This window comes from Pantoea sp. EA-12 (genome assembly GCF_030053355.1).
Classification (GTDB): domain Bacteria; phylum Pseudomonadota; class Gammaproteobacteria; order Enterobacterales; family Enterobacteriaceae; genus Pantoea; species Pantoea vagans_C.
The window spans coordinates 19,103-39,590 of sequence record NZ_JASGBY010000022.1 but is presented as its reverse complement, the minus strand read 5'-3'; the positions used below and the strand labels follow the sequence as shown (position 1 = coordinate 39,590).

General features: G+C 55.8%; 20 protein-coding genes. 9 read left to right on the top strand and 11 right to left on the bottom strand.

Going from position 1 to position 20,488, the window contains the following annotated elements:
• Window positions 1-147 precede the first annotated feature (147 nt).
• The 4 genes from QMZ30_RS23660 (at window position 148) to QMZ30_RS23645 (ending at window position 4,602) form a co-directional block, all read left to right on the top strand.
• On the top strand, window positions 148-1,167 hold the full coding sequence (locus QMZ30_RS23660; protein WP_283229103.1) for a Gfo/Idh/MocA family oxidoreductase: 1,020 nt from the start codon (window positions 148-150) through the stop codon (window positions 1,165-1,167).
• Window positions 1,167-1,946: a TIM barrel protein gene (locus tag QMZ30_RS23655; protein WP_283229102.1), complete on the top strand. Its 780-nt coding sequence runs from the start codon at window positions 1,167-1,169 to the stop codon at window positions 1,944-1,946. Before QMZ30_RS23660 ends, QMZ30_RS23655 begins: the two co-directional genes overlap by 1 nt.
• Before the next feature lie 74 nt (window positions 1,947-2,020).
• Entirely contained in the window at window positions 2,021-2,935 is a 915-nt protein-coding gene (locus tag QMZ30_RS23650) for a substrate-binding domain-containing protein (RefSeq protein ID WP_283229101.1), read from the top strand.
• 215 nt (window positions 2,936-3,150) lie between these two features.
• Window positions 3,151-4,602: a methyl-accepting chemotaxis protein gene (locus tag QMZ30_RS23645; protein WP_283229100.1), complete on the top strand. Its 1,452-nt coding sequence runs from the start codon at window positions 3,151-3,153 to the stop codon at window positions 4,600-4,602.
• Between the two features lie 27 nt (window positions 4,603-4,629).
• Here the strand turns inward: QMZ30_RS23645 and QMZ30_RS23640 are convergent, their stop codons facing one another.
• From QMZ30_RS23640 to QMZ30_RS23630, 3 genes are all read right to left on the bottom strand, one after another.
• Complete coding sequence (locus tag QMZ30_RS23640; protein WP_039334080.1) at window positions 4,630-4,920, bottom strand: DUF1330 domain-containing protein; 291 nt, start codon at window positions 4,918-4,920, stop codon at window positions 4,630-4,632.
• Window positions 4,920-5,801 (bottom strand): glutathione-dependent disulfide-bond oxidoreductase, encoded by an 882-nt coding sequence (gene yghU / locus QMZ30_RS23635; RefSeq protein ID WP_283229099.1) that lies wholly within the window; start codon window positions 5,799-5,801, stop codon window positions 4,920-4,922. Before yghU ends, QMZ30_RS23640 begins: the two co-directional genes overlap by 1 nt.
• A 102-nt stretch (window positions 5,802-5,903) precedes the next feature.
• Window positions 5,904-6,923: a LacI family DNA-binding transcriptional regulator gene (locus tag QMZ30_RS23630; protein WP_283229098.1), complete on the bottom strand. Its 1,020-nt coding sequence runs from the start codon at window positions 6,921-6,923 to the stop codon at window positions 5,904-5,906.
• A 100-nt stretch (window positions 6,924-7,023) separates the two neighbouring features.
• Between QMZ30_RS23630 and QMZ30_RS23625 the strand changes: the two genes are divergently transcribed.
• Window positions 7,024-8,034: a Gfo/Idh/MocA family oxidoreductase gene (locus QMZ30_RS23625; RefSeq protein WP_283229097.1), complete on the top strand. Its 1,011-nt coding sequence runs from the start codon at window positions 7,024-7,026 to the stop codon at window positions 8,032-8,034.
• Between the two features lie 433 nt (window positions 8,035-8,467).
• Here the strand turns inward: QMZ30_RS23625 and QMZ30_RS23620 are convergent, their stop codons facing one another.
• Together QMZ30_RS23620 and QMZ30_RS23615 are read right to left on the bottom strand one after the other, a co-directional pair.
• Window positions 8,468-9,349 (bottom strand): sugar phosphate isomerase/epimerase family protein, encoded by an 882-nt coding sequence (locus tag QMZ30_RS23620; protein ID WP_039334092.1) that lies wholly within the window; start codon window positions 9,347-9,349, stop codon window positions 8,468-8,470.
• Window positions 9,350-9,365: 16 nt separating this feature from the next.
• On the bottom strand, window positions 9,366-10,403 hold the full coding sequence (locus QMZ30_RS23615; protein WP_283229096.1) for a Gfo/Idh/MocA family protein: 1,038 nt from the start codon (window positions 10,401-10,403) through the stop codon (window positions 9,366-9,368).
• 324 nt (window positions 10,404-10,727) lie between these two features.
• Here QMZ30_RS23615 and QMZ30_RS23610 point away from each other — a divergent pair, with 324 nt between their 5' ends.
• From QMZ30_RS23610 to QMZ30_RS23600, 3 genes are all read left to right on the top strand, one after another.
• Window positions 10,728-11,756, top strand: coding sequence for a LacI family DNA-binding transcriptional regulator (locus QMZ30_RS23610; RefSeq protein ID WP_283229095.1), 1,029 nt, complete (start codon window positions 10,728-10,730; stop codon window positions 11,754-11,756).
• 253 nt (window positions 11,757-12,009) lie between these two features.
• The gene (locus tag QMZ30_RS23605) at window positions 12,010-12,933 is read left to right on the top strand and encodes a TIM barrel protein (RefSeq protein ID WP_039334098.1); all 924 of its coding nucleotides are present in this window, start codon (window positions 12,010-12,012) and stop codon (window positions 12,931-12,933) included.
• A gap of 10 nt (window positions 12,934-12,943) precedes the next feature.
• Window positions 12,944-14,113, top strand: coding sequence for a Gfo/Idh/MocA family protein (locus QMZ30_RS23600; protein ID WP_283229094.1), 1,170 nt, complete (start codon window positions 12,944-12,946; stop codon window positions 14,111-14,113).
• Window positions 14,114-14,230: 117 nt separating this feature from the next.
• Here the strand turns inward: QMZ30_RS23600 and QMZ30_RS23595 are convergent, their stop codons facing one another.
• The 6 genes from QMZ30_RS23595 to nac all read right to left on the bottom strand — a co-directional run bounded on the left by QMZ30_RS23595 (window position 14,231) and on the right by nac (window position 18,789).
• Entirely contained in the window at window positions 14,231-14,968 is a 738-nt protein-coding gene (locus QMZ30_RS23595) for an amino acid ABC transporter ATP-binding protein (protein WP_283229093.1), read from the bottom strand.
• A 9-nt stretch (window positions 14,969-14,977) separates the two neighbouring features.
• Entirely contained in the window at window positions 14,978-15,733 is a 756-nt protein-coding gene (locus QMZ30_RS23590) for an amino acid ABC transporter permease (RefSeq protein ID WP_058970639.1), read from the bottom strand.
• Between the two features lie 5 nt (window positions 15,734-15,738).
• Window positions 15,739-16,434: an amino acid ABC transporter permease gene (locus QMZ30_RS23585; protein WP_039334109.1), complete on the bottom strand. Its 696-nt coding sequence runs from the start codon at window positions 16,432-16,434 to the stop codon at window positions 15,739-15,741.
• 22 nt (window positions 16,435-16,456) lie between these two features.
• Complete coding sequence (locus QMZ30_RS23580) at window positions 16,457-17,209, bottom strand: SDR family oxidoreductase (protein WP_039334110.1); 753 nt, start codon at window positions 17,207-17,209, stop codon at window positions 16,457-16,459.
• Between the two features lie 128 nt (window positions 17,210-17,337).
• On the bottom strand, window positions 17,338-17,751 hold the full coding sequence (locus tag QMZ30_RS23575; RefSeq protein ID WP_283229092.1) for an acetyl-CoA carboxylase biotin carboxyl carrier protein: 414 nt from the start codon (window positions 17,749-17,751) through the stop codon (window positions 17,338-17,340).
• 114 nt (window positions 17,752-17,865) lie between these two features.
• On the bottom strand, window positions 17,866-18,789 hold the full coding sequence (gene nac / locus QMZ30_RS23570) for a nitrogen assimilation transcriptional regulator NAC (RefSeq protein ID WP_039334112.1): 924 nt from the start codon (window positions 18,787-18,789) through the stop codon (window positions 17,866-17,868).
• 450 nt (window positions 18,790-19,239) lie between these two features.
• On the opposite strand from nac, the gene QMZ30_RS23565 reads away from it, so the two are divergent.
• Window positions 19,240-20,442, top strand: coding sequence for a pyridoxal phosphate-dependent aminotransferase (locus QMZ30_RS23565; RefSeq protein WP_283229091.1), 1,203 nt, complete (start codon window positions 19,240-19,242; stop codon window positions 20,440-20,442).
• Window positions 20,443-20,488 lie beyond the last annotated feature (46 nt).

Sequence of the window (20,488 nt, the reverse complement as noted above, 5' to 3'; positions counted from 1 at the left end):
GACATGTAAATTTTATTGCCAGTTTGTGAGCCAACGCTGTGTTCTGCCTCACAAAATCGCTGCGATACAGGTTGGCATTGGCTTTGCAATGTCTTGATGACATCGCAAGGCCCGATTGGGTATATCCAGAAACCTAAGGAATGAACCATGACATATCATCTTGACCCTGTACGCGTTGGCCTGATTGGTGCGGGCCGCATGGGCAGCTTCCATGCTGAAAACCTCGCGTATCGTGTACCGGGCGCTATCCTGGCTGCCGTAGCCGATCCGCTGCCGGGTGCCGCAGAGAAACTGGCCAGCAAATTAGGTGTGACCAAAGCGTACAACGATCTGCATGCGTTGCTGCAGGATCCTGAGATTGATGCCATTGCCATCGCGGCACCGGCGCGGACGCACGCCGAGTGGGTGATCGCCGCGGCCAATGCGGGCAAGCATGTGTTCTGTGAAAAACCGATGGCGGTGACGCTGGATGAAGCGGATCGCGCGATTGCGGCGGCCAAAAGCGCGGGCGTCGTGTTACAGGTGGGGTTCAACCGTCGCTTTGATTCCGGCTTTGCGGCAGCCATCGCGGCAGTGAAAGCCGGCGAAAACGGCACCACGCAGTTGAGCCGTTCGGTCACGCGCGATCCGAAGCTGCACGATCCGGCCCCGATCCCGCAGTGGACTATTTTCCTGGAAACCCTGATCCACGATTTCGATACTCTGCTGCACTTCAACCACGGCGCGAAGCCGATCGAAGTGTACGCGATTGCTGATGCGCTGGTGCGCCCAGACTTCAAAGACAAAGGGCTGTTAGATACCTCCGTGGTGACGATTCGTTTCGATAACGGCGCGATTGCCATTGCCGAAGCCAATTTCCAGGCGGTGTATGGCTACGATGTGCGCGGTGAAGTGTTTGGCAGCAAAGGCATGTTGCAGGCCGGCCATATCAACGCCAACCACTGCGTGCGCTACCACGCCGACGGTATTGCCATCGATACCTCGAGAATGGATTCCGATCTGTTGCGTGAAGCCTATGTGGCGGAGATGGCCGAGTTTGCACGTTGTATTCGCACCGGCGAAACACCCCGCGCCACCGGCGAAGATGCGCGCAATGCGCTGGCGATTGCGCTGGCCTGTATCGAGTCCGTCAAACAGAACCTGCCTGTTACCTTAGGAGCGCGCTAATGGCGACCTATCAACTCTCTGTCTGTGCCGAAATGGTGTTTCTCGATCTGCCGTTTATCGAGCGGGTAAAACGCATTCATGAGCTTGGATTTGGCGTCGAAATTTGGGGCTGGGCCAACAAGGACATTGATGCGCTGGTGGCGACAGGGGCGCGCTTCACCTCTATGACCGGCTACCTCACCGGTAACCTGACCGATGACAGCGAGATTCAGCAGTTGCTGCAGAGCGCGGAAACCTCGCTGGCTGTGGCGGAGCGGCTTAATTGTCCAGGGCTGAACCTGCACGGCACCGGTCTGGATGACAAAGGTTTACCGGTGAAACCCGTGGAGATTGTCACGGGGGAGATGTGGCTCAAAGCCGTCGAGACGCTGCGCAAAGTGGCACAGCTGGGCGAGCGCGCAGGACGCGTATTCACGCTGGAAAACCTGAATCTGCCTGTTGATCATCCCGGCACGCCGTTTGCGCTGGCCGCCGACACGCGTGCGCTGGTGGAAGCCGTCAATAGTCCGGCGCTAAAAATGAACCTCGATCTCTACCACGCGCAGATTGGCGAAGGAAATCTCATCGAGCTGATTCGCCGCTGCGGTACGGCTATCGGTGAAATTCAGGTGGCGGATGTGCCGGGGCGTCAACAGCCCGGTACCGGTGAAATCAACTACCGCGCCATCGCCCGTGCGCTGCACGAAGTGGGCTATACCGGCACCGTCGCGATGGAGGGCTGGGCCAGCGGTGACAGCACGCTCGCACTGCAACAGTTCCGCGATCACTTCACGATTTAAGCGTTCTACCGCCGGGTATTTGCCTGTTGCCCGGCGCCATAACAATAAAACCTCAACCCTACAGGAATGAACCCATGAATATCAGAAACCTCATGCTGTGCCTGTGCTCGTTGTTACTGAGTCTGAGCGTCAGTGCGAAAACCTTCACCGTTGGCGTCGCCCTGGCCAATTTCGATCTTAACTTCGTCTCCATTCTGCGCACACAGATGCAGGAAGAGCTGAAGGCTAACCAACTCAACGGCCAGTTTGTCGATGCCAAAGGCGATGTGGCGTTGCAGGTGCAGCAGGTTGATGACTTTATCAACCAGGGCGTTGACGCCATTATCCTCAACCCCGTGGATACCCAGGGCGTGCTGCCGATGATTACCGCAGCGAAAAACGCCAATATCCCTCTGATTTTTGTCAATCGTAAGCCGGAAGTGAAATTGCCAGGTGACATGGCCTATGTCGGTTCCGATTCGGCGCTGGGCGGTGAGATGCAGATGGAAGCACTGGCGAAGAAGATGAACTACAAAGGCAACGTGGCGATTTTAATGGGCGCGCTGTCGAACGAGGAAGCGCGTGAACGCACCAAAGCGGTCGAAGCGGTCATCGCCAAATACAAAGATATGAAAGTGATTGAGAAGCAGAGCGCCAAATGGCAGCGCAATGAAGCGGTGGATGTGGTGTCGAGCTGGTTGCTGAACCAGCGTCCGATTGATGCTATTGCCGCTAACAACGATGAAATGGCGATCGGAGCCATCATGGCTCTCAGCCAGGCGAAGAATGAAAAAATTCTGGTAGCGGGTATCGATGGCACGCCTGATGGTCAGCAGTTTGTGAAAAACGGCAAAATGACCCTGACCATCTTCCAGGATGCCAAAGGCCAGGCAACCGGCGCGGTTCAGGTCACCAAGGCGCTGCTGGATAAGCAAAAAGTGCAGGAGTACAACTGGGTACCGTACAAAACCATTACACCGGATAACTACGCGCAGTTTGCTGCGAAGTAATGTTCGCTCACCCCACACAACCTGGCGCACTTAAATGCGCCAGGTTGTTGAGGTGCGTTCATTGTGTGAGAGTGAATTCAATCACATCGCGGTCACTTAATTATTAACGGTTCTAAACTTTCCAAACAACACGCCGATAATTTCTCCACTCAGTCTGTGCGCCTTGCCCTACATTCCTGGGGCAGCTTGATCAACTTCTGGTGTGGAAAAGTGTCATGATCGCAACGCCCTTGATAGGCCCGGACGCCGCGCCGGTAGAGATGGTTTCGCTTAAACGTATTGCACAGCGCGCAGACACGCTTGCCATGCTGCTCTGTTGGACGCTGTGGCCGATTGCGCTGAGCGTAGGGTGGATGAACAACAGCGTGATGGTGGCGCTCATCGTGGGGCTGATTCTGGTGTTGCTGGCCACCTTTTGCGCAACGGTGATTCGCGGCTCAATGACTTCCAGGTTACTTCTTTCTACTTTGCTGATTGGCTGGGCGGGCTTGTTGATTCAGCTCGGTGAAGGGGAAACCGAATATCACTTCTCGGTATTTGTGCTGATGTCCGTGCTGTTGGCGTGGCGCGATATACGTCCTCTGTTAATGGGGGCTGCGGCTGCGGCGACGCATCATATTTTGTTCAACTATCTACAAGATAACGATCTGTTTGGCGTGGTGGTCTTCCATCATCCTGGCTGGGACATGGTGTTTTTCCATGCGCTGTTTGTTGTCGCGCAAACCATCATACTTTTGGTGATTGCTCGCCAGATGGCCGCTGATGCGCGTTCCGCCAGCGAAGTGGCAGCCCTGGCCGCCCAGATCAATCAGCAAAGCGGTTATCTGACACTCACCGCCGATACACAGCAGAGTGAGACACCCTTTGCGCGTACCTTTAGCACCACGCTAGGCACTTTGCATGGCACGCTCTCGCAGGTCAGTCAGCGTGTGGGGGCGTTGTTAGTGGAGTCGGACACGCTTCTGCAACGCAATGCCGCGCTGTCCAGCCGAACGGATGAGCAGGCACAGGCGCTGGAAGTGGCTGCCAGCGCGATGACAGAGATCAGTATCGCCGCCAGCTTAACCCGTGATAAAGCCCAAAGTGCCCGCGAACTGGCCAGTGAAACGCGCGCGGTGGCAACGCGCGGTGAAGAGAATATTCAGTCGGCGATGGGATCGATGGCGAAGATCAGCGAAGAGTCACAGCGGGTGAAGGTGATTTTGGAGTTGATTGACGGCATTGCGTTTCAGACCAATATTTTGTCACTCAATGCCTCGGTGGAAGCGGCCCGCGCGGGGAACCAAGGGCGTGGCTTCGCGGTGGTGGCCAGCGAAGTGCGCAATCTGGCGATGCGTAGCGAAAATGCGGCGCGTGAAATCCGGCAGTTAATCGATGCCAGTTCTGCCAGCACCCAGCACGGGGCCGTGCAAGTTGAACATGCGGCCCAAACGATGCGCTCGATTCACAGCAGCATTAACGGGTTATCGCAGCTGGTGACGGAGTTATCAGAGATGAGTGAGCAACAGAACCTCAGCATTGAGCAGATACAGCAGAGCATTAACAGCATCGATCACAGCGTGCATCACAATGTGCAGCACGTAGCCGAAACCATGCAGGTGGTTCAGCAGCAGCAACGGCAAGCGAATCAGTTACAGCAGTCGATTTCGTTGTTCAGGCTGGGGTGAGTGGGCGGCCTGCAGGCCGCCAACACATTAGGCTACGCCGTTCACCAACAGCACGCGGTAATTGGCACCTTTTAGGCGGTGCGCTTTGGCTTCCTGATACGCCGGGCTGAAGTACCAGGCTTTTGCCGCGTCAGCATCCGCAAACTCCAGTACCACCACGCCTTCCGCATCACGGCCTTCCAGCACCTGCAGATCGCCGTAAAAGGCCAGCGGGTTGATCTGATGATCGCCGCGCGCCTCGCCCGCTTTCTGCGCATAGGTCGCCAGCTCATCCTTATCCAGCGTTTCGTCCTTAATCATCACCACATAGGCAGCCATTAATTCTCTCCTCGAGCCTGGCGTTTATCTTCGGTATTGGTATCGAAATCAGCGGCATCGTGGCGTTCCAGCAGTTGGTCTTGCGGCTCGGCGCCGAACGCTTTATTCACCTTACGACCACGGATTACTGCTGGGCGCTCGGCAATCTCTTTGGCCCAACGCACCACGTTTTTGTACGACTGCACGTCGAGGAACTCGCCGCCACCGTAGATGTTATTCAGCACCAGGTTGCCGTACCAAGGCCAGGTGGCGATGTCCGCAATGGTGTATTCATCACCGGCGAGGAAGCGATTATCGGCCAATCGACGATCCAGAACGTCAAGCTGGCGTTTTGCTTCCAGCGAGAAGCGGTTGATCGCGTATTCGATTTTCTCGGGCGCGTAGAAATAGAAGTGGCCATAGCCGCCGCCGAGGTAGGGCGCTGAACCTTGCAACCAGAACAGCCAGTTGAGAGTTTCAGTACGGCCCGCGATATCGGCAGGAATGAAGTGACCAAATTTTTCGGCCAGATAGAGCAGAATATTGCCTGACTCAAATACGCGCAGCGGCGGGGTCACAGAGTGGTCACTCAAGGCCGGGATTTTAGAGTTCGGGTTAACGTCAACAAAACCGCTGGAGAACTGATCGCCATCCCCGATGCGGATCAACCAGGCATCGTACTCGGCTTCTTTAGCCCCGACGGCCAGCAACTCTTCCAGCAGAATAGTGACTTTTTGGCCGTTCGGCGTGCCAAGTGAATAGAGCTGCAGCGGATGTTTGCCCACTGGCAGAGTCTTCTCATGCGTCGGCCCGGCGAACGGACGGTTGGTTTTCGCGCCGTTACCTTTGGCTTCCGGGTCCCAGGTCCAGACTTTCGCGGGCTGATACTGATTTTCCGACATAGTGATTTCGCCTTGTTGTGATTGCGTTTTTTGCTGCTACTGAGTGTAGCAGCGAGAGATGAAGGCGATTTAACCGCGCTGGCGGTGCGAAGCCAAGTGTGATTAAGCGAAGTTCTCTTGCGTAAAAAGCATAAAGTCCACTTTACCGGGCGCGTAGGTGTCGGGCTGTTCGCCCTCTTCCAGATGTTTGAGCAGCAGGGTGAGCGCCAGCTGTGCGTGGCGCAGGGTGTTTTGATCGAGGGTCAGCGTCAACACGCGTTTTTCTAACAGCTGGCGCGTGGTGCTGTAGAGCTCATGGGTGACGTACACCAGTTTGCCGTTCAGACGATGACGCGCCAGGGCTTCGTGGATCTGCGTATTGCCCATGCCCGTGTTGTACAGCCCAACGATGTGCTGCGAGCCGGCAAGGGTTTTCTCCAGCAGACGGCTAATGCGCTCACGCTCATCCTGCCCGGCCAGAATCTCGCGCAAGCGCAGTTGCGGGAAGCGCTCGGCCAGTACCGACTGAAAGCCTTCGATACGCTGGCGATGCGCAGAGTAGTCGGCGCGGCCACTCACCAGCACCACATCACCTGCGGTGGCGGTCATACTGCCGAGCATCAGCCCGGCGGTGCGACCCGCTTTGTATTGATCGATACCGACATGGCACAAGCGCGCCGCATCGGGCAGGTCGGTGACCAGAGTGATCACCGGCACACCGCGCGCGTTGCAAGCGGCTAGCGCCTCATAAATCAGTGGGTTTTCGTGGGCAAAGACAATCAGCGCGTCCCGCTTTTTACTGCTGGCTGCAATATGTGCTGCCAGCTTCTCGGGCGCGTTTTCTGGGATCAGGGTGCGATGCAACCGCAAACGGCGATAGCCAAGCTCATCAGCGAGATGGGCGAAGTCCTGTGCCAGTTGCTGGAAGAAGAACGAGCCGTTGCCACTCAGCAGCACTTCAACCTGCCAGGTGTGGCGATGCTCCTCCGGCAAAATACGCTTTAAACCCGCCTCGCGCGCTGCCTGTAGAATTTTTTTCGTCATCGCAGGCGAGACGCCGCCGCGATCGTTCAGGACGCGATCAACCGTGGCCACGCCTACGCCAACCTGCTTCGCCAGCTCCGCCAGCGTCAGTGCTTTCATCTGAGGTAATTCCATCAAAAACCGCGTTCAGCTAGCCTGCCACAAAGCGCTATTTTGACAACATTGGCTATTCCAAAATGTGAACAAAAGGAGCGTTAAGATGCGGACGCCGCAACGTTTTGCCCTGATTGGCAGTGGATTTATAGGCCAGGTACATGCTGCAAACCTGGCGGCTCATCCCGGCGTAGAGCTGGCGCTGGTGTGCGATATCGATGTCTCACGAGCGGAAGCGGTGGCGCAGCGGTTTAGCGCGCGTGCGGCAAGCGTACAGCAGGCGCTCAACAGCGATGCGATTGACGCGGTGTTGATCGCCAGTGCCACGCCAACCCATGCCGAATTGCTGGAGCAGGCGGTGCGGGCGGGTAAGGCGGTGTACTGTGAGAAACCGATCGACCTGTCGCTGCAACGTGCGCGCGAAGTGGTGGAAAAGATTTCACCGCTGCAGGTGCCCGTCACCGTGGGCTTTAATCGTCGCTTTGATCTCAGCCATCAGCAGTTGAAAGCGCAGTTAAAGCAGGGGGTGATTGGCCGCACCGAGTTGATCCAGATGGTGTGCCGGGCGTCTGAGCTGCCACCGTTGAGTTATCTTCAGGCATCGGGCGGGCAGATGCGCGATCAGGCGATTCACTTTTTCGATCTGCTGCGCTGGCTCACCGAGGATGAAGTCAGCACGGTGGGCGCACTGGGTGCCGCGCTGGCCATGCCCGAGATACGTGATTTCGATGTCGATACTTCGGTGCTTATCATGCGTATGCAGCAAGGCGCCCTGGCACAGTTGGATAACACACGTCGCACGGCTTATGGCTACGACGAACGCATTAGCGTGATGGGCAGCGAAGGGATGCTGGCGTCAGAGAGTCAATCAGCGCGCGGTGCCACCCTGTATCAGGGGAAAGGAATTACTCAGCCTGGACTTTATGCCGACTGGTTTAGCCGTGTGCAAGAGACGTATTACACACATCTGGATGCGTTTGTGCGCTACATCGGCGGGGAGAAGGTGGAAGGGCTGCCGGGATTGATTGATGGTCTGCGTGCGCAGGCGATTGCAGAAGCCGCGCAGCTTTCGCTGACACGCAGTGAGTTTGTGGATGTGGAGTGGGTGTCTATCTGATGCCCTCACCCCAACCCTCTCCCGCAAGCGGGCGAGGGGGCCGATCGAGAGAGCATGTCGTCCGCATTATCCAGTCCCCTCTCCCGCAAGCGGGCGAGGGGGCCGATCGAGAGAGCATGTCGTTCGCATTATCCAGTCCCCTCTCCCGCAAGCGGGCGAGGGGGCCGATCGAGAGAGAATGTCGTTTGCATTATCCAGTCACCTCTCCCGCAAGCGGGCGAGGGGGCCGATCGAGAGAGCATGTCGTTCGCATTATCCAGTCCCCTCTCCCGCAAGCGGGCGAGGGGGCCGATCGAGAGAGCATGTCGTCCGCATTATCCAGTCCCCTCTCCCGCAAGCGGGCGAGGGGGGCCGATCGAGAGAGCATGTCGTTTGCATTATCCAGTCCCCTCTCCCTGTGGGAGAGGGTTAGGGTGAGGGCATCAAGCCGCACCTATTTCAGCAGTTCACGCTCAATCAATTCACGCGTTTCCACGGCCTGGTACTTCATCTTCTCCGGATAGCCGAACAGCGCCGCCGAGATAATCGACTCACCGCCCACTTTGTAAGTGCGGTTGGCAAAATCCATCTCGCGCAGTGCTTCAAACAGCCCATCAAAGTTCACTTCACCTTCACCCACAGCCACGTGCTGATGAATCGTCGCGTCGACACCCGGTGGGTTAACGATATAGCGGCAGTGTTTGGTGTGGTTCATGGTATCGGCAATCAGCATATGTGACAGATCGTCGCCGGCGTAATGCAGCATGCTTTTCACATCACCTACGCCCTTGTCGTAATAGAAGGTGTGCGGCGCACTGTAGATGTATTTGACGTTGTCGCTACGGAAGGATTTCACGATATCTGCCGTTTCATTGCTTTGTTCGCAGAAATCCCATGGATGGGCCTGAATTTCGACACGGATGCCTTCACGCTCGAAAATGGGCAGCAACTCATCCATTGAGCGATAGAACATCTCTTCACAGATTTCCGGCTCATTCGGGTTGCCCGACAGCTCGGTGTTGATCACCTGTACGCCCATCTCAACGGCGATTTCAATCATGCGTTTCCAGTTCTTCACCGCAGCCTGACGGCGCAATTCGTCTGGGCCGGACCAACGGTATACGGTGATGAAGGAAGAGATCTCCACGCCGGTGGCATTCAGCGCATTTTTGTATTCGCGCATGATTTCGCGGCTGGCTTTGGGATGTTTATAGAACGGGTTGATCTGCGGATGCGGGGATTGCTCAATGTACTTATAGCCCCACTCAGCCACCTGATGCACCATGCGAGTGATACCAAGGTCTCTGATGACATCCACATCAAAAGCGATTTTCATTTTGTTCTCCTGAGCGTTAAGCGGTGCGCTCTTCATTAAACACCACACCAATCTGCTGCCTGACGTCATCCATTGCCCGCAGCGTCGCCAGAGAAGTGGCAAGCGGACGAACAGGCGAGTCGAGCAGGCCCTGATGAATACACCAGGCGGTATGTTCGATTTCATGACTGAGCTGAATATAGCGGTTGGTCGGCTCCTCCCAGCGCAGCGTGTGTCGGCCATCGCTGGAGGTGAGACGGAAATTGCCCGGCGCGTAGAACTGGCCGTCAAGGTAGAGCGTGGCATCGCGGCCAGCGATGACTGCGGTGCCAGGCGTGTTGCTGAACAGGGTGGTGTTGAGCACCGAATGCATGCCGTTGCTGTGCGTCAGCAGCATCGAGGTCTGGCCGTTCACCCCACCCGGTGCGGGCTGGCCCTTGGCGACAATACTGTCGGGCGCACCGGCGACAAACACGCTGAAGCCGATCAAATAGCTGCCGAGATCCAGCATCGGTCCGCCAGCCAGATCGAGATTAAAGATGCGGTGATCCTGAGTGAAATACTCACCATGATCGGCGATCAGCGTATGAACATCACCTAGAGCGCCATCGGCCAGCAGTTGACGGATCACATCGTATTTCGGCGCGAAGTCGCACCACATCGCTTCAACACATAAACGTTGCTGTTTTTGCGCTTCTTGCTGTAACAGCCAGGCCTGCTGCGCATTCAACGCCAGTGGCTTTTCAATCAGTACGTGTTTTCCTGCCTGTAACGTGCGCAGGCCATCCGGGAAGTGGTGATTGTGCGGCGTGGCGATATACACCACATCAACATCCTGGCGGCTCAGAAGCGCATCTATCCCTTCCACGGCATGCGGGATATCCCACTTACTGGCAAAGGCCTGGGCTTTCTCAAGACTGCGTGACGATACCGCGACCAGTTGTTGCTGAGTGTGGTGGCGCAACGCGTTGGCAAAGTGGTCGGCAATCCAGCCAGGACCGACAATGCCCCAGCGTAATGCAGGAATCTGGTTTTCAGGGTGACGACGAGGTGCAGGTAGGGTTGCAGGGAACATATCATCTCCGTTTTTATTTGATACCTAATGAACCGGGAGCCAGCCATCAAATATAGGAAGCTGCAACCACACCCTCTAATCCTTTGCTGATGTAAATCCATCAGCCTGAAACGCGGGTGTCGGGAAATAAATATCAAACATTTATTCTGGATGGTATCTGAATGAAATGGATCATTTCATTTTTGCGAGGGGGATCAAAATACTGAGAGGCTTTCTATCAAATAGTGAGATTTGATGACGACTAATTCAACAACAAATTCGCACTCTAAAACGAATTCGGGCATTATTTTTGATATTTAACTATCAATTTACTGGAAGCTATTGATGAGTAAAATCACCATGAATGCCATTGCCGATGCGGCGGGTGTGGGTGTTGCGACCGTAGATCGCGTGCTGAACCGCCGCGCACCGGTTCGGGCAGCCACCGAGCAAAAGGTACTTGAAGCCGCGAATCGCCTGGGATATCGCGTTGGCCCCGTCACGGCGTTGAACAACATGCAGCAAACGGCAGGCGTGACGTTACGTATGGGCTTTATCCTGCTCTCTAAATCTTACTCTTTCTATCATGCGTTCACTGATGCACTGCGGCAGCATACCCAGCCGCTCCATCCTGCTGGCAGTGAGCCGTTATTTTACTGGCACGATATTGATGATGTTGCTGCGGTGGTGGCATCCCTGCATAAGCTGGCTGAGCAAGTGGATGCGATTGGATTGGTGGCGCTGGACCATCCGCTGATTCGCCATGCGATTGAGCATATCTCGCGGCAGGGCGTGCGGGTTTATGCGCTGTTTTCTAATTTTTCTCCCTGCGGCCACGCCGGTTATTTTGGGCTGGATAATCAGAAAGCCGGGCGCACAGCGGGATGGGTGGCCTCGCATCTGCTGCATCAGCCGGGATCGGTGGGCGTGTTGGTCGGTGACCATCGTTTTACCTGTCAGGAGAGCTGTGAGATCAGCTTCCGTTCCTATCTGCGGGAACAAGACAGTGCCCGCCGGGTGCTGGAGCCATTGAAAACCCATGAGTCAATTGATGGTGGCTATCATGCCACGCGCCAGCTACTGGATGAGCATGCCGATCTCGCATTGATTTACGCCCCCTGTGGCGGAATTGAGGGGGTGATCCATGCGCTACGCCAACAGCCACAGCGGAAGGTAGCACTGGTTTGCCATGGTCCGGTGAAAGAGGGGGATCTGGCGCTGATTGACGGCAGCATCACGGTGATGATCCGCCATGATATCGATGATATGGCAAGGCAGTTGGCGCGTACGGTGCAGCAGCAGGCCACGGAATCAGGCGATCACTTCTCGCTGGTGACGCTGCCGTTTGAAATCATTACGCGGGAGAATTTGTGAGCCTGTCGCCACAGATGGCGGACTACTAATCAGTTATTCGTTTCCCGGTCGCCATGAATGGCAACCCTACGACGATGGTGCAACGTTCTCGTAAGGTGCGCATTTATGCGCACTCTGGCTGCATTTGATAGATAATCTATCAAATTAATGATGAAAAATAACTTGATCGCTATCAAAAAATGAAAGTTTCATGATTGCTGAATGTGAAATTTTTATTTGATACTTGCGCTATCCACTACCGCAAGGAACGATCATGACTATTCACATTGCTAACGCACCCTGCAGCTGGGGTGTCGACGATCCGAAAAATCCTTTCCTGCCGCCGTGGCAGAAAGTCCTCACCGAGGCAGCGCAGGCGGGTTACAAAAGCATTGAACTCGGCCCGTGGAGTTATCTGCCCACCGATGCCAGTGAATTGCGTCAGCAGCTAGAGGCGCATCAGCTTTCGCTGGTGGCAGGCACGATCTTTGATGATCTGGTCAGCGAGGCGAACTTCCCCGCCATGGTCGAGTTGACCCACAACATCTGCCGCAACCTGTCACAAGTGCCGACTGCTGAGAAAACGCACGCGGATAACCTTCCCGCGCCCTATCTGGTGATTATCGATTTTGGTAACCCCGAGCGTGCGAAATACGCTGGGCAGTCAGATAAAGCGCCTCGCCTTTCCCGTGATGACTGGCAGCGCATGATGCAGCACATCACCACCCTGAGCCAGATCGCCTGGAACGAGTATGGCGTACGTGCAGTGATCCACCCGCATGCTGGCGGCTGCATTGAGTTTGCCGACGAACTGGCGCAGTTGGTGCAGGATATCCCACACGAGGTGGCTGGCTTATGCCTCGACACCGGACACCTGTATTACTCCGGCATGGACCCGATTCCTTACCTGAGCCGCTATTGGGATCGCATCGATTATCTGCATTTCAAAGACGTGAATGACGCCGTCTGGCGCGATGTGATTGCGCGTGGGGTGGACTTCTTTGCCGCTTGCGCCGAAGGCGTGATGTGCCCAATTGGCAAAGGGGCGATTGATTATCCGGCGGTGCGTGCTTTCCTCGCTGAGCGCAACTATCAGGGCTGGATCACCATTGAGCAAGAGCGCGATCCGCGCAACGCGGACACCAGTCTGCGTGACGTGACTGCCAGCCTGCACTATCTGCAATCGGTCGGATTCTAAGGAGAACAGCATGATTAACGGCATTAAAGCACTGAATCGTTCCCTGCGCTGGGGCATGGTCGGCGGCGGTGGCACCAGCCAGATAGGTTACATTCATCGCTCTGCAGCACTGCGTGATGGCAACTTTGTCCTCCAGGCGGGGGCGTTTGACCTCAATGCTGAGCGCGGTCGCGCCTTCGGTGCCTCTTTGGGGGTCGATGCCGAGCGCTGTTATCCCGACTACGAAACGATGTTCGCCGCTGAAGCCGCACGTGCAGACGGTATTGAAGCGGTATCCATCGCGACCCCCAACAATACCCATTTCACCATCTGCCGTGCCGCACTCAATGCGGGCCTGCATGTGGTGTGTGAGAAACCGCTCTGTTTCACCACTGCAGAAGCGGACGAGCTGGAAAAACTCTGTGCTGAGAAGAAAAAGATCATTGGTGTCACTTACGGTTATGCCGGACATCAACTGATCCATCAGGCACGTGAGATGATCGCTGAAGGGCTACTGGGTGAAATTCGCATTATCAATATGCAGTTCGCGCACGGTTTCCATAATGAAGCCGTTGAGTTGCAAAACGAAAGCACCAAATGGCGCGTCGATCCGCGGTTTGTCGGACCAAGCTATGTGCTGGGCGATCTGGCAACGCATCCGCTGTTTATCGCCGAAACCATGGTACCAAAACTGCAGGTGAAACGCCTGTTGTGCAGTCGCCAGAGCTTTGTCAAAACCCGTGCACCGCTGGAAGATAATGCCTTTGTCATGATGGAGTACGACAACGGTGCGGTGGGCACCATGTGGGCTTCCGCCGTCAACTGTGGCTCGATGCACGGGCAGAAGGTGCGCGTGATTGGCGAGAAGGCCAGCCTGGAGTGGTGGGATGAGCAGCCAAACCAGCTGCGTTATGAAGTGCAGGGTGAACCGGTGCAGATACTGGAGCGAGGGATGGGTTACCTGCATCGCACGGCACTGGCGGACGATCGTATTGGCGGTGGCCACCCCGAAGGGCTGTTTGAAGCCTGGTCAAATCTCTATCGTCGTTTTGCGCTGGCGATGGATGCCACCGACCGGGGCGATGAGGCATTTCTTGCTGATTTCTGGTATCCGGATGTGCATGCCGGTTTGATGGGCGTGCGCTGGGTTGAGCAGTGTGTGCAGTCAGCGGATGCCGGTGCAGTGTGGGTGGATTGCTAAAGATAGCTCGGTGATGAAAACGGTCGGCAAAAATGCCGACCTTACACTGTTTTCGTGCCGTATTTCGTTCGGGCGCGATGTTGAAATACGCGCAATGAATTGCGCCGCGGCGTCACATCAATGCGATCGCAAATCACTCAAAAAGCGCTGCGCACGCGGGTGCTGTGGCTGATTGAAGAAGTTCTCTGGCGTCGCTTTCTCCAGAATTTGCCCTTGATCCATAAACCAGATGGTGTCCGCCACTTCGCGGGCAAAATTCATTTCGTGCGTCACACACATCATGGTCATGCCTTCCTGCGCCAGACTGCGCATCACCGACAAGACTTCGCCGACCATCTCGGGATCGAGCGCGGAGGTCGGTTCATCAAACAGCATCACCGGCGGTTTCATCGCCAGCGCACGGGCAATCGCCACGCGCTGCTGCTGGCCGCCGGAGAGTTGTGCCGGGTAGGCATCCGCTTTATGGGATAACCCCACTCGCTCCAGCAACTCACCCGCCAGCTGACGCGCCTCGGCACGTTTCACACCCAACACTTTCATCGGTGACATCATGATGTTTTCAGCCACCGAGACGTGTGGGAACAGGTTGAAGCTCTGAAACACAAAGCCAATCCGGGTGCGCAGATGATTCAACCGCGTGCTGCTGCCGTGAATATCAATGCCATTAAACACAATCTGGCCGTTATCAATCGGTTCGAGGCGATTTACGGTGCGGATCAGCGTCGATTTACCCGAACCGGACGGGCCACACACCACCACCACTTCACCGGTGTTGATTTCGGCACTCAGGTCAGTCAGCGCCTGATAAGCGCCGTACCATTTATTGACCTGATTAAACATGATCATTGGACTCATAGAGCTTCCTTATTGCGAAGAGGTTTTAGTCAGCATCACCGCGGGTGCCACATTGGCATTGGCCTGCGGCGGTTGGCGACGTTTCTGCGCAATATGCGCTTCGAGTTTATTGGCAAGCCAGGTGAGGCTGAAGCAGATGACGTAATAGCTCAGCGCCACAATCGCAAATACCTGGAACGGTTTCGTCAGCAACTGGTTGCTCACCTGATTCGCAGCAAAGGTCAGCTCCGGTACGTTAATCACGTAGCCGAGCGTCGAGTCTTTGATGATCGACACCAACTGGCTCACCAGGCTTGGCAAGGTGTTGAACAGCGCCTGCGGCAGAATCACCAAACGCAAGGTTTTGAGGTGGCTCATACCCAGCGCACGTGAGGCCTCATACTGCCCGTGTGGCAAAGCCTGAATGCCGCCACGTACGATTTCGGCGATGTAGGCACTTTCGTAAATCACCAGCGTACACAGCATGGTGGCGAAGCCGCTGATGTTGTGGCCAATCAGTAGCGGTACGCAGAAGTAGGTCCAGAACACCACCATCATCAGGGGAATGCCGCGCAGCAAATAGACCCAGCAGGTGGCAGGCCAGCTCAGCCAGCGCCACGGAGACAGTCGCGCCAGACCCAGCAGCACCCCGATGGGGAAAGCAAAGAGCACGGCCAGCACTGAAATCAGCAGGGTACAGAGCACGCCGCCCAGCGGGCCATTAGGGTACTGGCCCATTAACAGCAGCATGCCGTTGTCATGCAAAATAGTGAAAATCTCAAACATCGCCATTACCTCGCGTAGACGCGTTGGAAGCGGCGGGCCAGCAGCGCGCCTAGGCCCATCAGCAGCAGGGAGAAGAACAGGTAACCCACGGTTGCCACTAAGTAGGACTCGAAGGTACGGAAAGTTTGGTTCTCAATATCACGGGTGACATAGGTCAGCTCCGCCACGCCGATGACCATCGCCAGACTGGTGTTTTTAAACAGCAGCACGGTGTGGTTGATGACGGATGGCAGCGCGTTGCGAATACCCTGTGGCAGGATCACGGAGCGCATGGCGCGCACATAGCTCATGCCCAGTGCGCGAGCCGCTTCGTTTTGTCCATCTGGAATGGCGCGCAGGCCGCTGCGAATGTCTTCGGAGAAGTACGCCGCCTGACACAGGCCGAGCGCAACCAGTGAAAACAGAAACTCGGCGTTGTAATCGACGATCAGCATCTGCACGGATTCCGGCAGCAGCGTAGGGATCGCGAAGTACCACATCATTAACTGAATTAAGGTGGGCACATTACGGTGATAGGAGACATACGCTTTGACCAGCCCGACGGCAATACGATTTTCCGTCAGGCGGATCACCACCAGCAGCAGGGCAAGAACCATTGCCAGCAGCCAGGCACCTAACGCCAGTTCAAGGGTGACCACCGTTCCGTCAACGATCATCTGGCCGTAATGGCCGGTTATCACACTGCTGAAATCAAGTGCCATACAGTTACCTCTTCGTACGGTATTACGCGGTGCGGTCGCCCGGTCGCATAGTGGAAAGACCGCCCGGCACCTGCAGCGTCGGGGTGATTTCGATGTTGCCGATATTCACCGCCACCGGGGCAGAGAGCGCAAAGGCTACGCAGTCGGCGATGTCTTTGGCCTGCGGCAGTTCGAAGCCATCAATGAAGCGGCGGCGTGCGTCATCGTGGTCGCCAGAAACGTTGCCGAAGATATCGGTGGCGACACGGCCAGGGCAGATTTCGGTGATACGCACGCGTTTGCCATAACAGTCAACGCGCAGCTGGCGAGACAGGGCATGCACACCGGCTTTGGTGGCGTGGTACACCGAGTTGCCGTTGAAGTTGTAAATCGCGGCAATTGAGGTGATGTTGAACACATGGCCACGGTCACGTGCGACCATGCCAGGGACCAGCAAACGGCACAGGTGCAGGACCGCACGCAGGTTGACATCAACTTGCGTCTCCACCACGTTTTCGTCTGCGTCGAGGATTGAACCCGGGTGCGATAAGCCAGCGTTATTCACCAGAATGTCGATCTCGAGATCTTTGCACAGTGCCGTCAGCGCATTCACGTCACTGACATCCACCGCATGGGGAATGCAGCCAGTGCGATCGGCCAGTGCGGCCAGCTGTTCCTTGCGACGCGCGACGGCGTGCACGGTGATGCCTTCTTTGCACAGACGCTCAACAATCGCTTCGCCCATGCCGGCGGATGCGCCAGTTACCAGCGCGGTTTTATAATCTGAAAATGGCATTTGCCTCTCCTCGTCTCGCCGAAGGTGTTGTCGGCGTAATTGGTCTTTTTTGACTTTATGCAGTTATGCCGCAAGGGCATAAGACATAAAAACTTTGAGGCGATAAGTGCCCCTTATAACCCGATTATTTACTCACTATCTGACTGAATAGTCATGATTTCTTCCGCATATTCAACCGGGCTGTTCGAGGGTTGAGTCAGTTGGTGTACACGCCCTTTTAGCGGGCTGAGCACCGGAACATATAAGGGGCCAACCTGCACCATGGCGAGCAGATCCTGAGCTTCTACCTGCTGACCGGGCTGAACAAAATCCTGTTGGCTAAGAGGATGGCGGCGCAGCAGCGTACCGGGCATCGGTGCGCCAATCGCCTGTGTCGCCGGTGGGGTTTCCTCTGCCAGGATAACGGGGGAGGGATATGCTGGGGCGAAGGTCAGACGCACTGACCACTGTTTGCCCTCAAGTGCCAGACTGTTGAGGCCGGAGCTTTGCATTTTGCGCGCCAACGCACGCAGCGTTGGCAGCGGTATCGCGGTTTTTTCCATGGGGTTCCCGTCAAAGCGAAACACGCCCGCCTTCGCGGGCAACAGACCAAATCAATCTAGCGCGTTCGTCAGGCGGGCTGTAAGAGGGTTTCGCTTTGCGGTAATAAGCGGGTCTTATCCCACCAGGGTCAGCGGATGGTTCTCGACATTGCGACGAGACATCAACGACAGCAGAATCGATTTCACTGCTTCAGCAGGCTGGGAGAGGGGCAGGTGATCGGACATGCAGAACGACAGTGAGGCCTGTACATCTGGCTCAACTATTTTCGCCATCCAGGTATCACCGTTTTTCAGCAGCGCACGTGCGGCAGACTCCGGCATGATGGTGGTGCCTAAACCTGCGCTGAGGGCGGCATTCAGCGTGGTTTGTGATTCGATCTCGCATTTCACGCGGTACTGCAGGTTGTTTTGCGTGAAGGCATCATCCAGTACTTTACGCATGATGTTATAAATGCGCGGCAGGAACAGGTCGTATTGTGCAACCTGTGCCAGCGGAATTTCTTTAACCGGTTTTGCCAGGCTGAACGGGCAGACGAAGCATAAATCTTCTTTCATCAACGGCATGAAGCGTAGGCCATGGATGCTGCGATGATCGTAGATCACTGCCATATCCATGCGTCCATTCATGATCAATTCGCTGAGCGTGGTGCCGAAGTTTTCATTGAAATACAGCACGATGCCCGGATGCTGTTGCTGCACTTCCATCATCAGCGGGAGTGCGAGGTTTTGCGCGGCGGTGCCAGGTGCCAGACCCACCGAGACGCTGCCGCTGAGAGATGCACCCACCAAATCAATCGCACTTTGCGCCTGTTCGCACTGGCGCAAAATGGACTGGGCATGAGAATAGAGCGTTTTGCCTGCTTCGGTTGGCGTGACCCCGCGCTTGGTACGGATCAATAGCTGTTGATTGACTTCCCCTTCCAGCGTGGCCAGCTGCTGACTGAGTGCAGGCTGGGCGATATGCAGAATATCTGCGGCTTGAGTCAGGCTACCGACATCAACAATTTTAACAAAATACTTCAGGCGACGAAGATTCATGGGCACTTCCCTCCAACAGAACGCATATCGGTATCAAGCAAAGTTGATGCCAATATAAGCTTTCATGATTGAACTCAGACAGGAGGGTACGGCTACCGGGCCTCCTGAGGCTGGTGCTGAGTTAGCGATCCGCCGGTCTGGCGGGTGTTGAAAAAAGCAGCGATGCACCGAAAGGGTGCATTTGACCCATCAGCATTGCCAATGACGGGCAAGGAAAATCGTGGGTTCGAGATGTGGCTCGCGAACAAAAGTAACACTTTATTAACATTGCGTCAGGCGCATGGGCGTGACCTGCCGCGCAATTTTCTGCCAATCCCAAACCTTTATGTCAAAAGTGTGGAGTCGGTCCAGTCATCGCTTTGTGTTATATCACCACAACAAAGCTCTATTATCGTGGCCTCGGCCCTAATCCTATGCTCAGGGAAACTGACACCGAACCCAGGATTGACCATGCCCGAGATAGCCGATCGATTAAAGAATGTCACCGTTTCCGCCTCTGTAGCCATGACCCAGAAAGCGCGCGATCTCGCGGCGCAGGGTGTGGATGTGGTAGCACTCTCCACCGGTGAACCTGATTTCCCGACACCGCCTCATGCCATCGAAGCCGCATACGCTGCCGCGCGTGCGGGTGATACGCGTTATCCGCCAACCGACGGTACGCCGGCACTGCGTAAGGCGATTCAACTGAAGTTCAAGCGTGACAATCAGCTGGATTATGACGTTAGCCAGATTCTGACCGCTGGTGGTGCGAAGCAGATCATCTTTAATGCCATCATGGCCACCATCAATCCGGGTGACGAAGTGGTGATCCCGACGCCGTCCTGGATTAGCTATGCCGATATCGTGAAATTTGCTGGCGGCGTACCTGTGCCGCTGCCGTGCGCGCAGGAGAATGGATTTAAGCCGTTGCCCGCCGATCTTGATGCTGCCATCACGGATAAGACCAAGTGGCTGCTGCTGAACTATCCGAGTAACCCTACCGGTTCGGTTGCCAGCAAGGCCGAGTTACTGGCGCTGGGCGAGGTGCTGCTGCGCCATCCGCAGGTGTGGATCATGACCGATGATATCTATGAGCACCTGATTTACGACGACGTGCGTTTTTACACCCTGGCACAGGTTGAGCCGCGCCTTTATGACCGCGTGCTGACGGTGAACGGCGTGTCGAAAGCCTATTCGATGACGGGCTGGCGCCTCGGCTTCTGTGGTGGCCCAGCCCCCCTGATTAAAGCCATGAGTAACGTCAATACGCAGAACAGCGGCGGTGTGTGTACCTTGACGCAAGCCGCAGCGGTGGCGGTACTGGAAGGCCCACAGGATCTGCTGCAGGAGCGTGCGGGTATTTACCGTGAGCGCCGTGATTATGTGCTGGAGCGCCTGACCTCGATTGACGGTTTACGCTGCCATAAGCCGGAGGGCGCGTTTTATCTGTTTGTGAATATTGAAGGATTGATTGGCAAAACCAGCGCGGGTGGACGATTGATCAGCAATGATGCTGATTTTGTGCTGGCGCTGATCGAAGAACAACATGTGGTGACGGTGCAGGGTGCAGCTTACGGTATGAGCCCATTCTTCCGTATTTCCTACGCCACCAGCATGGAGCGTTTGCAAACCGGTTGTGATCGCATCGCAGCGTTCTGCGCCGGTTGCCGTTAAGGGATATAGACGAGAGAGATGAATGGCCGCGTAAAGCGGTCATGTT

Bases quoted from the DNA above. Each gene is read 5' to 3' on its own strand.
- QMZ30_RS23565 (WP_283229091.1), top strand. From the start codon at position 19,240: ATGCCCGAGATAGCCGATCGATTAAAGAATGTCACCGTTTCCGCCTCT.
- QMZ30_RS23615 (WP_283229096.1), bottom strand. From the start codon at position 10,403: ATGTTCCCTGCAACCCTACCTGCACCTCGTCGTCACCCTGAAAACCAG.
- QMZ30_RS23650 (WP_283229101.1), top strand. From the start codon at position 2,021: ATGAATATCAGAAACCTCATGCTGTGCCTGTGCTCGTTGTTACTGAGT.
- QMZ30_RS23580 (WP_039334110.1), bottom strand. From the start codon at position 17,209: ATGCCATTTTCAGATTATAAAACCGCGCTGGTAACTGGCGCATCCGCC.
- QMZ30_RS23595 (WP_283229093.1), bottom strand. From the start codon at position 14,968: ATGAGTCCAATGATCATGTTTAATCAGGTCAATAAATGGTACGGCGCT.
- QMZ30_RS23620 (WP_039334092.1), bottom strand. From the start codon at position 9,349: ATGAAAATCGCTTTTGATGTGGATGTCATCAGAGACCTTGGTATCACT.
- nac (WP_039334112.1), bottom strand. From the start codon at position 18,789: ATGAATCTTCGTCGCCTGAAGTATTTTGTTAAAATTGTTGATGTCGGT.
- QMZ30_RS23630 (WP_283229098.1), bottom strand. From the start codon at position 6,923: ATGAAAGCACTGACGCTGGCGGAGCTGGCGAAGCAGGTTGGCGTAGGC.
- QMZ30_RS23655 (WP_283229102.1), top strand. From the start codon at position 1,167: ATGGCGACCTATCAACTCTCTGTCTGTGCCGAAATGGTGTTTCTCGAT.
- QMZ30_RS23605 (WP_039334098.1), top strand. From the start codon at position 12,010: ATGACTATTCACATTGCTAACGCACCCTGCAGCTGGGGTGTCGACGAT.
- QMZ30_RS23625 (WP_283229097.1), top strand. From the start codon at position 7,024: ATGCGGACGCCGCAACGTTTTGCCCTGATTGGCAGTGGATTTATAGGC.
- QMZ30_RS23610 (WP_283229095.1), top strand. From the start codon at position 10,728: ATGAGTAAAATCACCATGAATGCCATTGCCGATGCGGCGGGTGTGGGT.
- QMZ30_RS23575 (WP_283229092.1), bottom strand. From the start codon at position 17,751: ATGGAAAAAACCGCGATACCGCTGCCAACGCTGCGTGCGTTGGCGCGC.
- QMZ30_RS23585 (WP_039334109.1), bottom strand. From the start codon at position 16,434: ATGGCACTTGATTTCAGCAGTGTGATAACCGGCCATTACGGCCAGATG.
- yghU (WP_283229099.1), bottom strand. From the start codon at position 5,801: ATGTCGGAAAATCAGTATCAGCCCGCGAAAGTCTGGACCTGGGACCCG.
- QMZ30_RS23660 (WP_283229103.1), top strand. From the start codon at position 148: ATGACATATCATCTTGACCCTGTACGCGTTGGCCTGATTGGTGCGGGC.
- QMZ30_RS23600 (WP_283229094.1), top strand. From the start codon at position 12,944: ATGATTAACGGCATTAAAGCACTGAATCGTTCCCTGCGCTGGGGCATG.
- QMZ30_RS23590 (WP_058970639.1), bottom strand. From the start codon at position 15,733: ATGTTTGAGATTTTCACTATTTTGCATGACAACGGCATGCTGCTGTTA.
- QMZ30_RS23645 (WP_283229100.1), top strand. From the start codon at position 3,151: ATGATCGCAACGCCCTTGATAGGCCCGGACGCCGCGCCGGTAGAGATG.
- QMZ30_RS23640 (WP_039334080.1), bottom strand. From the start codon at position 4,920: ATGGCTGCCTATGTGGTGATGATTAAGGACGAAACGCTGGATAAGGAT.